The organism is Ktedonobacter racemifer DSM 44963 (assembly GCF_000178855.1).
Classification (GTDB): domain Bacteria; phylum Chloroflexota; class Ktedonobacteria; order Ktedonobacterales; family Ktedonobacteraceae; genus Ktedonobacter; species Ktedonobacter racemifer.
In genome coordinates, this window is sequence record NZ_ADVG01000003.1 from 1,077,231 (window position 1) to 1,091,926 (window position 14,696).

General features: G+C 56.5%; 14 protein-coding genes and 1 pseudogene. 5 read left to right on the forward strand and 10 right to left on the reverse strand.

Annotated elements, in window-relative coordinates; all coding sequences use genetic code 11:
- Positions 1–275: 275 nt before the first annotated feature.
- A complete protein-coding gene (gene pdxR / locus KRAC_RS33715) occupies positions 276–1,733 on the reverse strand; it encodes a MocR-like pyridoxine biosynthesis transcription factor PdxR (protein ID WP_007915124.1) in 1,458 nt (485 codons plus the stop codon).
- Positions 1,734–2,167: 434 nt separating this feature from the next.
- Here pdxR and KRAC_RS33725 point away from each other — a divergent pair, with 434 nt between their 5' ends.
- On the forward strand, positions 2,168–2,482 hold the full coding sequence (locus KRAC_RS33725; RefSeq protein ID WP_007915127.1) for a hypothetical protein: 315 nt from the start codon (positions 2,168–2,170) through the stop codon (positions 2,480–2,482).
- On the opposite strand, the gene KRAC_RS33730 is transcribed toward KRAC_RS33725, so the two are convergent.
- From KRAC_RS33730 to KRAC_RS33760, 7 genes are all read right to left on the reverse strand, one after another.
- A complete protein-coding gene (locus tag KRAC_RS33730) occupies positions 2,443–3,168 on the reverse strand; it encodes a hypothetical protein (protein ID WP_007915128.1) in 726 nt (241 codons plus the stop codon). The genes KRAC_RS33725 and KRAC_RS33730 overlap by 40 nt on opposite strands.
- Before the next feature lie 277 nt (positions 3,169–3,445).
- Positions 3,446–5,077: a CocE/NonD family hydrolase gene (locus KRAC_RS33735; RefSeq protein ID WP_007915130.1), complete on the reverse strand. Its 1,632-nt coding sequence runs from the start codon at positions 5,075–5,077 to the stop codon at positions 3,446–3,448.
- Between the two features lie 101 nt (positions 5,078–5,178).
- Positions 5,179–6,441, reverse strand: a complete 1,263-nt coding sequence (locus tag KRAC_RS33740; protein WP_007915131.1) for a cytochrome P450 family protein — start codon at positions 6,439–6,441, stop codon at positions 5,179–5,181.
- Positions 6,442–6,545: 104 nt separating this feature from the next.
- Positions 6,546–7,802, reverse strand: a complete 1,257-nt coding sequence (locus KRAC_RS33745; RefSeq protein ID WP_157507420.1) for a cytochrome P450 — start codon at positions 7,800–7,802, stop codon at positions 6,546–6,548.
- A 104-nt stretch (positions 7,803–7,906) separates the two neighbouring features.
- A complete protein-coding gene (locus KRAC_RS33750; RefSeq protein ID WP_007915133.1) occupies positions 7,907–8,149 on the reverse strand; it encodes a ferredoxin in 243 nt (80 codons plus the stop codon).
- Positions 8,150–8,194: 45 nt separating this feature from the next.
- Complete coding sequence (locus tag KRAC_RS33755; RefSeq protein ID WP_007915134.1) at positions 8,195–8,617, reverse strand: FAD-dependent oxidoreductase; 423 nt, start codon at positions 8,615–8,617, stop codon at positions 8,195–8,197.
- A 92-nt stretch (positions 8,618–8,709) separates the two neighbouring features.
- A complete protein-coding gene (locus KRAC_RS33760) occupies positions 8,710–9,474 on the reverse strand; it encodes an SDR family NAD(P)-dependent oxidoreductase (protein ID WP_007915135.1) in 765 nt (254 codons plus the stop codon).
- A gap of 188 nt (positions 9,475–9,662) precedes the next feature.
- Between KRAC_RS33760 and KRAC_RS33765 the strand changes: the two genes are divergently transcribed.
- Entirely contained in the window at positions 9,663–10,280 is a 618-nt protein-coding gene (locus KRAC_RS33765; RefSeq protein WP_007915136.1) for a TetR/AcrR family transcriptional regulator, read from the forward strand.
- Between the two features lie 83 nt (positions 10,281–10,363).
- Positions 10,364–11,344, forward strand: a complete 981-nt coding sequence (locus KRAC_RS33770) for a GNAT family N-acetyltransferase (protein WP_007915137.1) — start codon at positions 10,364–10,366, stop codon at positions 11,342–11,344.
- Between the two features lie 74 nt (positions 11,345–11,418).
- Here KRAC_RS33770 and KRAC_RS66800 read toward each other — a convergent pair whose 3' ends face one another.
- Positions 11,419–11,652 (reverse strand): hypothetical protein, encoded by a 234-nt coding sequence (locus KRAC_RS66800; protein ID WP_075164431.1) that lies wholly within the window; start codon positions 11,650–11,652, stop codon positions 11,419–11,421.
- A gap of 94 nt (positions 11,653–11,746) precedes the next feature.
- Here KRAC_RS66800 and KRAC_RS66805 point away from each other — a divergent pair.
- Both KRAC_RS66805 and KRAC_RS76525 read left to right on the forward strand, forming a co-directional pair.
- Positions 11,747–11,887 (forward strand): annotated as a pseudogene (locus KRAC_RS66805) (transposase); the annotation flags it as partial.
- Between the two features lie 594 nt (positions 11,888–12,481).
- Positions 12,482–12,811, forward strand: coding sequence for a DUF2690 domain-containing protein (locus tag KRAC_RS76525; protein WP_420795834.1), 330 nt, complete (start codon positions 12,482–12,484; stop codon positions 12,809–12,811).
- 320 nt (positions 12,812–13,131) lie between these two features.
- On the opposite strand, the gene KRAC_RS33780 is transcribed toward KRAC_RS76525, so the two are convergent.
- Positions 13,132–14,469: an Nramp family divalent metal transporter gene (locus KRAC_RS33780; RefSeq protein WP_007915139.1), complete on the reverse strand. Its 1,338-nt coding sequence runs from the start codon at positions 14,467–14,469 to the stop codon at positions 13,132–13,134.
- Between the last annotated feature and the right edge of the window lie 227 nt (positions 14,470–14,696).

Here is a 14,696-nt window from a genome sequence, read left to right on the forward strand (position 1 = left end):
AGGAGGGCAAGCAAGGCAGATGCTTGTGACAAATTTTGTCCGGACATCCAGAGGCCAGTAGGGACCCGGTTTACCGCGTCCACAGGCGATTAATCGCCTGTGGGCGCAGCCCGAAAGATGCTGGAAACACATTTCACGTCACCAAGCGCTTGCCACATCGCAAAAAAAATGGCTGCGCCGAACTGCCATAAATGGCGTTTGGACGCGCTAAAACTGGTCCCCTACCGAAGGGGAGCGCGTTCCTCAATTTCCCAGCAAAGTCATAAATCGAGCGCCTATATATGCTCGTTAATAAGCTCGACAAGGGTCTGCGCGCCGGTACAGATTTGCTGGGCGTCGAGGGCGCCATAGCCCAGGAGCAGACCGTTACGGTCGGGCGTTCCTGTATAGTACTCATCGAGGGTGGGGACATACACATCTCTTGCCGAGGCTTCGCGGGCGATCTCGTATGCGTCCAGGGCGGGATGGAGCGCCAGGGAGACATGCATTCCAGCTTCCAGGCCGCAGAGGCGCGCCCAGGATGCAACGGGAGCAAAGATCTCCGCCAACTGCCTGCGCTTCTCGGCATAGTGCAGGCGCATACGCCGAATATGGCGCTCCAGGTGCCCATCGCGCAGCATCGCGGCCAGCATATACTGTGTGGGCCAGGTGACATGATAGTCAAGCACACGCTTCAAACGGGCGATCCGCTCGCGTAGCGGGGCCGTCGCAACCAGGTAGCCCACCCGCAGCCCGGGCATCAGAACCTTGGAGAAGGTGCCAATGTAGACCACCCTGCCGGCGCGATCCATGCTCGCCAGTGCCGGCAGGGGAGGCGCATGAAAGCGGAACTCGCCATCATAATCATCCTCAATCACCAGGCTATCATTGGCCTCGGCCCACTGCAAGAGCGCGACCCGCCTCACCGAAGAGAGACGCGAACCAAGCGGATACTGATGCGAGGGCGTGACATAGACCAGGTAGGGAGCGGCCTCTCCATTGGTCAGCTGGCTGACGTCCAGGCCATCGTCATCTACGGGTATAGGAACAATATGTAGACCGCTGGCACGAAAAGCATAACGTGCCAGGGGATAGCCGGGTTCCTCCAGGGCGACGGTATCGCCCGGCACCAGGGTCGCCTGAACAATGAGGTTCACGGCCTGTGTGGCTCCCGAGGTAATAATGATATCCTCGGCCTGACAGGCAATGCCACGGGCGCGCCCCAAATAAGCCGCGACCTCTACCCGTAGTTCGAGGAGACCCGCAGGCTCGCCATAGGCATTGGGCGGCACGGCGTGTCCAAGCTGGCGCCAGAGCTCACGCCAGGTCCGCTCAGGGAAAAACTGCATATCAGGCGTACCTGGACGAAAATTTATCGCCTCTCGCGGCACAACGGGACGCGGCAGAAGCAGCGGCTCCACGCTACGCAGCCAGCGCGGCGGCCCGGCAGGACTGGGAAAAGGCGAGCGCTTAAGCAACGAGAGATCTTCGACGACATAGGTGCCCGAGCCATGCCGTCCCTCGATATACCCTTCGGCAAACAACTCATCATAGGCCGCGATAGTAACGGTGCGTGAGACATGTAACAGCAGGGCCAGCGAACGCGTAGAGGGCAGGCGCGTACCCGCAGAGATGCTTCCTTGAAGAATGGCCTCGCGCAATTGTGTCACCAGTTGGCGGTGCAAAGGTTCATTAGCGTTACGGTCGAGGAAGAGCGGCAATTCCAAAATATGAGAGACATGCGAGGTGGTCATACACGTCCTTTCAAGCGATCTGTAGGGTAAACGCAGCAGGCAACATCCGCGAGACCTGGCAGCGCGGCGCGATCATCCCTATCATACTGCCACTCAATGCCTCTTTATGCAATAGGGAAAACCCTTCACTGGTAAGTTGTGCGCAGGATAACGTAGCCTCTAACTATCCATCACGCACTACTAGAGGGAGGCCAAGATCGAGGGTACTCCCAAGCTTCTTGCGAAAATGTACATATCCTGGGCCTACCTCATACCTACGCTCAAAATACCTATCCCAGAGGCTATCTTTACCATGGGTGACACCGGAAGAAGCGGACAGGCTCATGCTCCCCTCGCCCAATAAAGATGCAACTTTGCCGCCCCTCCTGCGTAATAAAAGCTGAGCTGGCAAGTTTTTTTTCTGGTGGAAGCTCATCATCTTCGGGAGAACGCATATGAACTTTATGACCATCATGGCTCAAAACCTGTTTTTATCGATTGCGCTCATGATTTTTATGATCACAATCGTGAGTATTGTGCTTGGTATTTTATTAGAAGTATACAAAGTTAATCTGCGAGCACGCCAACGCATGCAGGAATTGCGCAATGAGGAGCTGCGCCTGCAATTGCAACTGGAACAGCAGCGTGGAACCAGCAGGGGCAAGCCTTCGCGAGATGACCTCCCTCATCCCAAGGAGACCGCGTCCTGGGACGAGCAACCTCAGAGCAACTATGAGATGGGGTACCAGGCGCCGATGCAGTCATTGTAGTAGCGCGCCGCGACGCGCATTTGCCCACGGCTCAAGAGGAAGCGCATCACCGCCTGATCGGGCGTGCGTGGTTGATAGAGCCAGTCTATCTGCTCGCCTGCTACTTCTTTGCGCAGGTGAGCAATGGCCTCCAGCGCCTCCACGTGTGACGCGCCACTACCCGCACTAAAGTAGGCAACGGCGTCGCCAATAGATCCCGCCTGGAGCAACAGAAATGTAACCACGGGATCGACCTCGGAGAGTACGATATCGTCGCTGAATGCGCCTTGAAAATTACTGACGTGCATATTGCTTTCCATATAAACTTCAATACTGCTTTCGAGTTCTCGTATCGCCCATTCGGACTCTCCCGGTGATACGCCAATCTCCTCCTGGTAGCGCTGTATAGCGCGCTGGCGCACCAGCGAGATCAGCCAGAGCGGTGGCAGCGTAAGCTGCGCGGCCACACACGCGTGCGGCTTCTCAAGGGCACGCACCAGACCAGAATGCGCCGCCCTCTGAGAGCCTGCGTCTCTCGGCCTATCACGCGAAGAGGTTACGCGCCGCTCGGGATAAGAAACCGGCCTGGTTTGGCTATTGCTACGGGGTGCGGTATTGCGTTGGACTGACCGCCTATTGCTGGCGCGGCGCGAAATGAGCAAGCCACCCAGGCAGAGCACGCAAAGTAAAAGCACAACATAAAGCATCTCAACAACTCCTCAGAGATATACCGCCAATAAACCATCTACAGTAGAATAGACGCTAACTCTGCCCCGCCCTAAATAAAAATAAGCCGCCACCAACGGCAAGCTGCTCTCCAAACCGCTAGGAACCTGGTTTACCATGTCTCTACCGAAATATTTCTCTCGAATCCAATGCGTCGCCAAGTCGCTGCCAGCGCCGCTTTGCAGGACCGCACGCTGGAAGAGACCTTGCGCCGCTGGCATCTCCGGCAAGATTCCAATACTTATGTTCCGGGTTCTCTTAAGAGGTAACGGAGAGGATGAGAGCTGAGGGATGGCTGGGATCATGATAGATCGACTGGTCGGCCACCAACAAATTGGTTGCGGTACCCAATGGTTCGCCGCTTCCAGGGTTGCGGGCGTAGCGCGGATGCGCGCCACTCGATACTTGCACACGCAAGCGATGACCGGCGCGGAAGCAATGGGCGGTCGGCCAGAGATCAAAGGTCAGGTGCAGTGTCCCGTCTGGACTCCGCGCCGGGTTGCCTGGGGTGACGCGCAACAGGGCATCGCAGACGTTGATCGATATGCCCTTCTGATCTACATCGCAGAGGCGGACAAAGAAGTCGGTATGTTCTCGGTTGGATTGCACGAACAGATCGGCCTGCACGGGTCCAATGACTTCCAGATCCTGCTCCTGCGGTGTGGAGGTGTAGGTCAGCACGTCCGCACGGGTCTCCAACGCGCGATTATTGGTCGGTTGCGCTTTGCCCATGAGCAGTGGGCCAGCCACGGAGGGGGTCGGATCGGCAGGATCGTAGCGATAGTGGTCGGGTTCCGAGACGGCTGGCAGATCAGGAGCCAGTCCGCGCCCCGACTGGAGATGGAAGCGCTGCGCTCTTGCGCCTGGTGGGGGCCAGTCAGAAAGATCTCGCCAAACGCTTGCGCCGGTGACAAAGATACGCACGCGCTCCTTCCGGTATTGCTCGACCTCTCCACGGACCACGGCCTGTAACCAGGGAATAACCTCAGCATGCGAGAAGAGGCTGAGTTCGGGCGAGGTATGCGACCAGGGGCCGATGGTCAGAAACGGACGCTGGCCATGCTCGCGCAGGGTGCGATAGTCGCGCAGTTGCCAGGGCAGAAAGATATCGTACCAGCCAGCCATCAGATGCACGGGCACAGAGATATCCTGAACTGTTTGATCAAAACCACGCCCTTCCCAGTACGGATCGCCCGGCTCGTTGTGTGCAAGCCATTCCTGAAAAAACGCCGCATGCTTGCCTTCAGCAAGCTTATCAAGATCACGCAGGGGGAGGTGCTGGAAAAGTAGTTGTAACCGGCGGCTTGCTGGAAACAAGAGTGACCGGAGCAGGTTCATGTGCTCCTGATGCATGACTAGATCGGTCCAGGAGAGCGTGGCATCCAGGGCATAGGCTCCCCCGGTATAGGTCTGGCTGCGAAACTCCGAAGCGCTTTCCTGGATGGCCATGCCGTTCAAATCCGAACCGGCGTCGCGTGCGATGGCCCATTGCACTAAGCCCAGATAACTACCTCCAGTGGTCAGGAATGAACCGGGATACCAGGGCTGCTGTTTGAGCCAGGCTACGGTGGCCAGGCCGTCATCGTGCTCGTCGAACGGGCTAAGTGTTCCGCCCGAACCAAACGTGCCGCGTATGCTCTGCATCACCACCTGGAAGCCACGCTCGGCGAACAGCCGGCCATACGCCGTGCCAAAGATCCCGCGCCGCCCATAGGGGCTGCGGACCAGAAGCAGCGGGGGATTCTCGACCCCGCGCGGCGCGTAGCGATCCGCCAGCAGAACCATGCCGTCTGGCATGGGTACCTTCAGGTCGCGCTCGGCCAGGACATCATAGGTTTCGGCTGGTGGCAGGTGAGCCATTCTGCTCATAAGACGGCTGAGGATCGTCATGCACGTGGTCCTTTCCTACTCATTTCATACCAACCGGGAGAAAAGAGCAGCCACTCCATCGTGTCTGCCCTCCTCACGATACCAGTAGGTCCTTCTCTCGGCTAAAAAGCGACGGGCAGGGAAGCTACACTCCGTGAGACCAGAGCGTAGTGCCAGGTGACGCTCTCACGGGGAACGCTGAAGCGCAGGTTGGGCATGCGCCTCAGCAGGGTAGTAAAGGCAATGTCGCCTTCTATACGGGCCAGCGGTGCCCCCAAACAGGTATGGATGCCCTGCCCAAAGGCGAGATGCCGACTGATTGTGCGCGCAATGTCCAGCTCGTCTGGCTGCGTAAACTGGCTCTCATCGTGATTCGCCGAACCCAGGAAGGGAATGATGAGATCGCTTTTCTTGATCTGCTGCCCGCCGAGCTCAATATCTTCGGTGGCAAAGCGCGGTCCTGCGATGTTGGCTGGCCCGCTGTAGCGCAGCAGTTCTTCGACCGCCGCAGGAACCAGGCTGACGTCGGTTTTAAGCTTCTCAAGCTGATCGGGATGATCTAGCAACATCAAGGTGCCGGTGCCAATCAGGTTCGAGGTCGTCTCATGACCGGCAAAGATCAGCAGGGTAAGCATCGAGATCATTTCCGCCTCGCTGAGCCGATCCCCTTCCTCTTCAATGGCAATCAAATGGCTGATCAAGTCATCCGCCGGTTGCAGGCGTTTGTCGGCCACCAGGCGCGTGACGTATTCCCCAAATGCGCGCATGTGGGCCGTGGCTTCCGGATCGCGCTTTCCAAAACCCAAACCTCGCGCCAGCGCCTCCGACCAGACACGGATCTGGGCCCGGTCGGCGTGAGGAACTCCGAGCATCTCAGAAATGACATTGATAGGCAGGGGATAGGCATAGTCCTTGATGAGATCCATCTGGCCCTGATCTTGCACGCGGTCGAGCAATTCGTCGGCTATCTCCTGCACGCGGGGGCGTAAGCTTTCTATGTATCTGGGCGTGAAGGCTTTGGACACCAGCAGGCGTAAGCGTCGATGGTCGGGCTCATCGACCGAGAGCATCGTTTTAGAGGTGAAGAAGGTAGGCGCGTCGGAGGTCTCGGGGGTATTGCGCCCCAAAAGACTGTTAACCCCGATGGAGCTGGGGTCCACGGTAAAGTGCGCATGATCTTTGAGGACCTGTACCGCCTCTTCCATGCGCGTGACCGCCCAGGCTTGGCGATCCATTCCCGGGAGGGGGAACGGTATAGGTACAACGGCGCCCATTGACCGCAGCAGCTCGAACAACGCAAAGGGGTTCTCAACCAGTGCAGCGCTATCACCGCTAAATGGATTGAACGCCGCTTCTCCTGGCGTGGTCTGATCCGGGATATTCATAACGATCTTCCTTTCGTTCGTACGCTTCTTTCTCAACGCCTCCTGCCATGCAGCAACACGAACAGAGATGTGTGTTTCTGCATGGCAGGAAGGGTCCGTGAGACTTACCAGGTCACAGGCAAATGCTCAGGGCCAAACGTCAGCGCCTCATCCGCGCGCCAGGGAACCTCCGAGGGCGCAACGGCCAGACGGACGCTTGGAAGCCGGGTGAGTAGCGTCTGCCAGAGGACCTGCAATTCCATGCGGGCGATCTGCTGGCCCAGGCAAGCGTGAATCCCGCGCCCAAAGCTCAGAATGGGTTGCAATTCTCGATCAAAGCGAATCTCACGGGCATCGGGAAACACAGATGAATCATGGTTGGCCGCATGTGGCACAAGGAAGACCACTTCCCCGGCAGGGATCGTGGTCTCACCCAGTTGGACAGGCTCGCGGGTGATTCTTGGCCTGCCATGTCCGATCGGGGTGATACGCAAGATCTCTTCGATCGTATTCGCCAACTGATCTGGCTGCTCAAGGCGGGTCCGTAACTGCGCCACCAGTTCAGGTTGTTGCAGGAGAATGAACGCGGAATTCGTGAAGGTCGTGCTGACCGTTTCAAAGCCCGCCCCAATCACGGCCATGGCAAACCCATACATTTCGGTCTCCGTCATCACCTCGTCCCCTTGCTCTCGGGCCTGGATGAGCAGACCAAGGATGTTATCTCCCGGATTCATTCGCGCCTCTTGGATAATGGGCGTGAGATAGTGCATCAGTTTCATGGCCTGCGCCTGTTTTTCTTGTGCGCTTGCCGTCGTCGAAACCAGCATCCGTGCGGATTCGCGGTAGAGATGTTCCTCTTCCCGAGGAATCCCCAGCATTTCACACAGCACCGTCATCGGGACCTGGATCGCATAGTCCTCAAACAGATCCGCAGGCGGACCGGAACGCTCCATGGCATCCACCAGCGCATGAGTGACCTCGATTACCCGTGAACGCAGCTTATTGGCCGCCGCGACCGTAAAGGCCGGGCCGATCACGCGGCGCAGCTTGTTATGACGCGCATCGGAGACGGCAAAAATCGACGCTGCCGCTGAATTCTCCACTCCGGTGACGCGGCCTGCTTCCAGCCGGGGAACATCTCCATCTGAAGCTCGGATCGCGCCACATTTCGGATCGGCGAAGGCCTGTGCAATCTCCTGATAGCGTGTGGGCATAAACGCATCGCCCCCATGGGGCATATGAACCCGGGCGACCGGACACTTTTGCCGTAGCTGATCATACTCCTCGGAAAGACGCAGGCTATGATCGGCAAATGAAAACGGATATGTGGGAAGCTCTTCTTGACTGGCTTCATTGGTGGGTATCAATTGCTCTTTGCTCATCTGTTTCTTCCAATCTATACTCACTAGTAGCCGCAGATAGCTCGCAGGTTGACTTTTTCGGGTGTTCTCAACAAGAAAAGAAAGCGTGCTCCGCTCATCCAGCACTACATATCCTGGTCATTGGTGGTCAGAGTGAGTTCGGAGAGGTCCTCTTCCTCCTCCACGACAAAGACCTGGGAAGGGCACGCCGCGACCGCCTGCTGCACCTTCTTCAGGAGGTCCAGGGAAGGACGTTCCTGGAGCAGCTCCACGACGCCATCGCTCTCGCGCTGGGTAAACACCTGGCTCGCGGCCAGGACACAGGCTCCACTGGCAATACATCGATTGGTCAATGCTGTTACTTTCATTGCTCTTTCTTTCCTCTCACATAGGTTTTTCCTGAGAATCTTCTTTTAAAGTATACCAGAAGCCTTTTGGTGTTCATGGGCAGCATTGGTTTCCTGGAACGGCGTATATGCTGCCAACAACCGTTGTCGATAGGACAGGAGTTGCTTCGGGCAATTCCAGCCCAGAACCGCGACGAGGCGTTCGCCTGCTTCATAATAGGCCGCGACATCCAGATGGATTGCTTCAACGCCATGAAACCAATCAAGGGCCAGTTTCTCCAGTGCGGCTGGTGAACGTAAATGCACCTTCTCGGGTGCCCAGGTGCCAGCAAGCACCTGTTTGGATAAAGGGGGACGATCATAAGGAAGAGTGTGCTCGGCATGCACCATCATGATCGTTCCCTGAAATCCGAGCCGCCGTAACGTTTCTGCGGTGGTGAGCCCGGCAGCGCCCGCACCGATAATCTCGATCCTGTTGAGATTCCTCATTTCCTGTTTCCTTTGCTATTGCGCTTCTTTCACAGAAAGATTTCCTTCAGTGGAAAGAGCAGCAAACGGGCTGCGATCAAGAAATGGGGAGGTCAGGCGGCGAACCAGCCGCCATCAACGGGGAGAATTGCACCATTGATAAAACTGGCATCTTTGGATGCGAGAAAGGCAATAGCGGCGGCGAGCTCTTCAGGGGTAGAGACCCGCGAGGGAGCGCTGGCCTTGAGAAACGGCATCACCCTGCCAAGACCGGCTTCACTTGGGACACCATTTCCGATACCGATGGCGGTCGCCACGGCACCAGGACAGACTGCATTGCAGCGAATACCGCGTTCTCCATAGTGGAAGGCAATACTCCTGGTCAGTCCCACCACCCCGTGCTTGGCAACGGTATAGGCGGTGCCAGCAGCCCCGCCGCGTAATCCCGCTTCCGATGCGGTATTGACGATACTGCCTCCGCCCTGTTCTAAGAACAGAGGGATCGCTCTCCGGCAGGCCAGAAAGGGACCATTCAGGTTGACGGCCAGAACACGCTCCCATAAGTCCAGGGAGACCTCGGCCGCAGGGGTCATGAGGTCCATAATCCCGGCATTATTGCAGAGGATATCGAGCCGCCCAAAGGTAGACGTGGCAGTGTTCAGCATAGCGTCCACGTCACTCTCTGACGCCACATTGGCGGTACATCCGGTAATCGTTGCTCCCTGTTCCCGCAATTCCGCGACCAGGGCTTGCAGTGGTGCTTCCACGATGTCAACCGCGACCACGGCTGCTCCCTCAGTCACCAGGCGCTGGACAAGCGCGCGACCAATGCCAGATGCGGCACCGGTCACCAGGGCGACCTGTTGCTCAAAACTCATACCTTCTTGCTCCTTATCTGAACATGGCTTCAGGGTGAGAAAAACCGCTGAGGCACATCCCTCAAAAATCGTCATCTCAAGGCATCGACACAAAGTGTATACTGTCCCCAGTTGTCACCTGTGTCCTTTTGGATTATAATGTCACTCAACGACAAAAGTCAATAGGAGAAAAAAGGGGAGTGAATGCCATGGTATCTTCACCACGCGACGAATCGCAGCCAATGAGTTTGCGAGAACGCAAGAAACGTCTGGCTCAAGCCACCATTGAGGAGGCAGCGCTCCAACTCTTTCAGCAAAAGGGCTACGAGCGCACCTCCATCCAGGACATTGCTGATGTGGTGATGATGTCGCCGCGCACCTTTTTTCGCTATTTTGCCTCCAAAGAAGATGTGCTCCTGGAACCCATGCGCGCGATCCAGAGCGAAGGTCTCCGCTTTCTGCAGCACGCTGCGCCAACGGAATCACCGCACGCAGCCCTGCGAGCGACCTTTGAGTACCTGGCACGCCTTCATCAACAGCAGCGGGCCAGTTTTCTGACCCTCTATCACGTGGTTATGCAGGTCCCCTCGCTCGCGTCCATCTATGTCTATGCCCTGATGAAAACAGAGCCATCCCTCTGTGAGGCGCTGTACTCCCGGCTAAAAGCGGCTACAAACCGCCAGGAGATCCGCTTCCTGGTAGCCATCTACATGGCAGCGTTGCGTGTGGCTCTTGAGGAATGGCTGGAGCAAGAAGCGCAGGGAGATCTGGTTTCCTTGCTTCGTGGGTACCTGGACGACTTCTCGTCGCTTTCCCACCATGCTTAGTATTACACAGAAGATGGCCGTTCACAGCGTATATAGAATGACAAGCAAACTATGAGAGAGAAAGGTTTAGGAAGCACGTACGTATGATACAGATCCCCTTTCCATATTTACCATCTCTACCCGAGATCACATTTCGTCATCTCTATGGTCCAGAAGATGCCCCCGCCTATGTCGCGCTCATCGAAGCATGTCGCGAGATTGATGCAATTGATCCTCTCTCCACACTGGAAGAGATCCCGACCGTTGAGGAGATGCGAGCCGATTTTGCTGATCGCGACCCGAAGAATGTGCTCTTTGCTCTGCATGGCGATGAAATGGTCGCCTCAATCCGTCTCTCCTGGTGGACAGAAGCAGATGGCACCTGGCTCTACCTGCATCTGGGTCGGGTTGTTCCACAATGGCGCGGGCGCGGGCTTGGCACGGCGATGCTACACTGGGCGGAGGAGCGTATCCGCGCGCTTGCCAACGAGCATCCTACCAATGGCAAGGGTGTTTTTGGAGCAAACGCTTCGAGTACGGAGAAAACCGCCACAGAACTCTTGTTGAACGAGGGGTATCGGTGCGTTCACATCAATGCCCAGATGGATTTCACTGACTTTCGCAAGCTCACCAAGCCGCATCTGCCCGTGAAGATTGAACGGCGTTCCGTGAGGCCCGATCAACGTCGCTTGATCTGGGAGGCGATTGCTCGTTTTTGGGCTGGAACCTCTTGGGGCGCGGCGGTTCCTTCTGAGGAAGAGTACCAGGAATTTCTCCACCAACCTGATCTCGATCAGACACTCTGGCAGGTGGCCTGGGATCAAGATCAGCCTGCTGGCATGGTTCTTGGGCGGATCTCCATGGGTTGTGGCTATATTGACGAGGTCAGTGTAGACAGTAGGTATCGACGCCAGGGCATTGCCCAGGCTCTCATCCTGTACTTGCTCATTGCCCTGCGCGAACGTGGTGTGCAACGGGTCCGCTTGCACACAGACGCCAACAATCGCCATGGTGCCAGGTCGTTGTACGAAAAGATCGGTTTCTCTGTGGTCAAAGAATTTCCGCGCTATCGCAAACCGCTGTAGTTGGTAGTTGATCGAGCGTAATTCTGACTCTGCACTTTTCCCAGTCTCCTCTAGGAAAAGTGCAAAGGTAGAGTTTACCAACGTAGCTCTTGCAATTGCGCAAGAAGCCGCTTGCGATGCGAGCAATAGGCGGCGTAGTTGCGGCGCTGCTGGTAAGCGATCAACGCCAGGGTCGCTGGAAGATCCAACACCGGTTGGGGCAAGGCGACGAGGCACACCTGAGCGATGCTGAGTGGAAGAGAGGCATACGTATCCAAGCAGGGCACCTCACTGGGCGCGGGCAAGGAACGGGTGGTCGTCGGGCACAAGATCCCCCTCTCTGGTTCAGGCGCTGTCGCCAACGAACCAGGAAATGATGGGCAAGAATGACCATGGTCATGTGATGGTGCCACTCGCGCAAGAAGCGCAAGAAGCATTGAGAATTGCCAAGTAGGCGTGTTTCTTTCCTATGCCAGCCCGCGCGGGCACACCTTGTTGGACCGCGAATTGTATCTGCCGAAAAGCTGGACCGATGACCAGGAACGCTGCCGAGAAGCCCATGTGCCAGCGGGTGCGCCAAGAATTTTTGCACTACCCACCCCAGGGGACGCTTTAGCCAGTGATGCACATGCCATGTTAATCTCCTCACTGTGTCCAAAAACGTGGCGCACTCCTTCCACATCGCGAGGACAGTTCTTCAACATGTCTGGTATGGGCAGCATCAAAGAGGAACGTTGTCACATATCTGACGGTTGAATCGTCTGCTTTGCGACGATCACAAGTGGTGGACGTCTTGGCAACGTCCCACATCACGAGAAAGCAGGAAAGCTGTCCCAAAAAGGACCTTTCAACCCTCTTTCTTTGTAGTGATCACGTTGTGATGATCACAGTAGGCAAACCCCTACTTGAGGTAGGGATACCATGTAGCACCATCCTTGCGTCAAGCGTAAGGAAACAAAAGGAAAAAGGATGTTCAGTATCAAACAGATGATATCGTTGGGGCTTATGCTCCTCATGCTCAGTACCATGGTGGTTTTCACCACAGGAGTTGCCTCCGCGCATACAACTTCTCCATCGCTTGCTGCGGTAAGCTGTCTTGACACAAGTTGCGATGGGAAAAGTCCCATATCTACGGGCTGCGCTGGTGATGGACAAGATATGCATGTGGTAACAAGTAGCGATTTAGGAGGAGGGTTGAGAGCAGATGTTGCCCTTCGCTATAGCGCAACGTGCGGCGCCGCGTGGGCAAAAGTTACGTTTAACGCATCGATGCCATCCGGTCACTACGGAGATGCGGGGATTAAGAGTTCACGTGGTAAGTATTATGATTGTTCCTCGGCGGGCGGCAATGGGTGGGTTTCTCCCGGTCAGACATCGTGCTATACTCCAATGGTGGGTGATTACCACTCATCTGAATCTGCCTATGCTGCTGGCTTTTATTCGACGAACGGCACATGGAAGCAGGTAGCCACCACAGTATCGTATTAGTCCCTCTCTGACATTTCTTGAGTCAAGTGGCTGGCTTGCAAATTTCCAATGCATACCCTTCCCAGGCCGCTTGATGTCAATCCCAACCTTCTGCTGGCGAGCATTGCAGACGTATTCTGCGGATGAGTTATCCCGAACACCAGGATAGTTCTACAGATCCCGTCAGCAGCATGGTGGGATTGACAAACAACGATCAATGCTCTGGCACCTCAGTGGCCTGTGTACACCGTGGTGATGGTACCCCCCCTCGGGACCGGCTTTCCCTGGATGAACTCGGCGCAAAAAAACTTGCCACACCCTGTGCCAGCTTCAGTGGAGTGTCACAACAGGGTGATACCAAAGAGACCCAGCACCTGGACAATGAGATAGGCAATGCTCAGCAGGCTAACGGTAATCGTCAGGCCATAGGCCAGGATATTGAAGAACCAGCCATTGGTGTGCCTCCCCATCAGGCGCTTATCGTTAACCAGGCGCAAGATCGAGAAGAGGATGATCGGCAGCAGCATACCGTTGAGCAGGTAGAGGTTGAGTAGGATCTGCACCACGGGCAAATTGGGAAGCATCGCGATTACGACGCTGATCAGAATCAAGGCCGTAAAGAGTCCCCAGAAGACGGGCGCCTCGCGCCAGCGCTTGCTGACCCCATTCTCCAGGCCCAGCGCCTCCGTAATAGAGTAGCAGGTGGAGAGCGGAATCACTCCTGCCGCGAGAAAAGAGGCGCCCAGCAGGCCCAAAGCGAAGATATCAGTCGCGAAGTTGCCTAGAAAGGGGGTCAGAGACTTCGCAGCATCTGCTGCGTCCGCAAGGATCACGCCCTTGCCTCCGCTATTAGCAAACAGGGTCGCGGCAGTGGCGATAATGATCACGGAGGCGACGACATTGGAGAAGATGGCAGAACTGTAAACATCGACGCGCTCATGGTTATACTCACGCATACTGACTTCGCGCTCAACTACCGCGCTCTGAACATAGATCTGCATATAGGGGCTGATCGTGGTTCCCACCGCCGTCACCAGCATCAAGAGATAACTGCTATTCAACTGCACCGTGGGGACCAGCGTCCCGTGGAGCACCTGTCCCACATTGGGATGCGCCATAAACGCGGCCACGAAGTAGGCCAGAAAGACCAGGGTCAGGGCTAGAAAGACCTTCTCCACACGGGCGTATGACCCCTTGACGACCAGCAGCCACAGGAGCAGGCCCGCGCAGGGCGCGCTTATCCAGGCCGGGACATGAAAGAGATTGAGCGCAGCGGCGATGCCAATAAATTCAGAGACGATCACGCCACTATTGGCAAGCAGAAAGGCCAGCATAATCAACGCCGCCAGGCGCAGGGGAAAGTTCTCGCGAATGAGGTCCGAGAGGCCCTTGCCGGTGACCGCGCCCATGCGCGTGCACATCTCCTGCACGACAGCCATGCCCAGGGTCAGGACCACCATGACCCAGATCATAGAATAGCCGAACTGAGAACCCATGCTGCTATAAGTATAGATGCCGCCCGCGTCATTGCCCGCGCTCGCGGCGACCAGCCCCGGCCCCAGCATGCCCAGGTAGCGCAACCAGCGGAAAGGCCTGCGCACCCGCCCTCGCCTCAGAGTCTTTCTACCTGTTTCCTTCGGCTGGGAAACCGCCATCACCAAATTTTTCTGGATATCCATTGTCTTCACCTCCTGAATGATGCGCTCGCTTACGTACGCGCCTACGCGTTTGGGTTCGCATAGGGCAACGCATACACACTTCCGGCGCGTATGCATAGGGCAAACTCGTAGGCAGCACATAAGTAGCGCTCGCTTACTTGCGGAGGGGTAGAGGTACATTCGTTGAGGACTGTACCACCCCAAGCTTCTCGCTTCTTACCGGATTATTGGCCACGGCAAGCGCGATA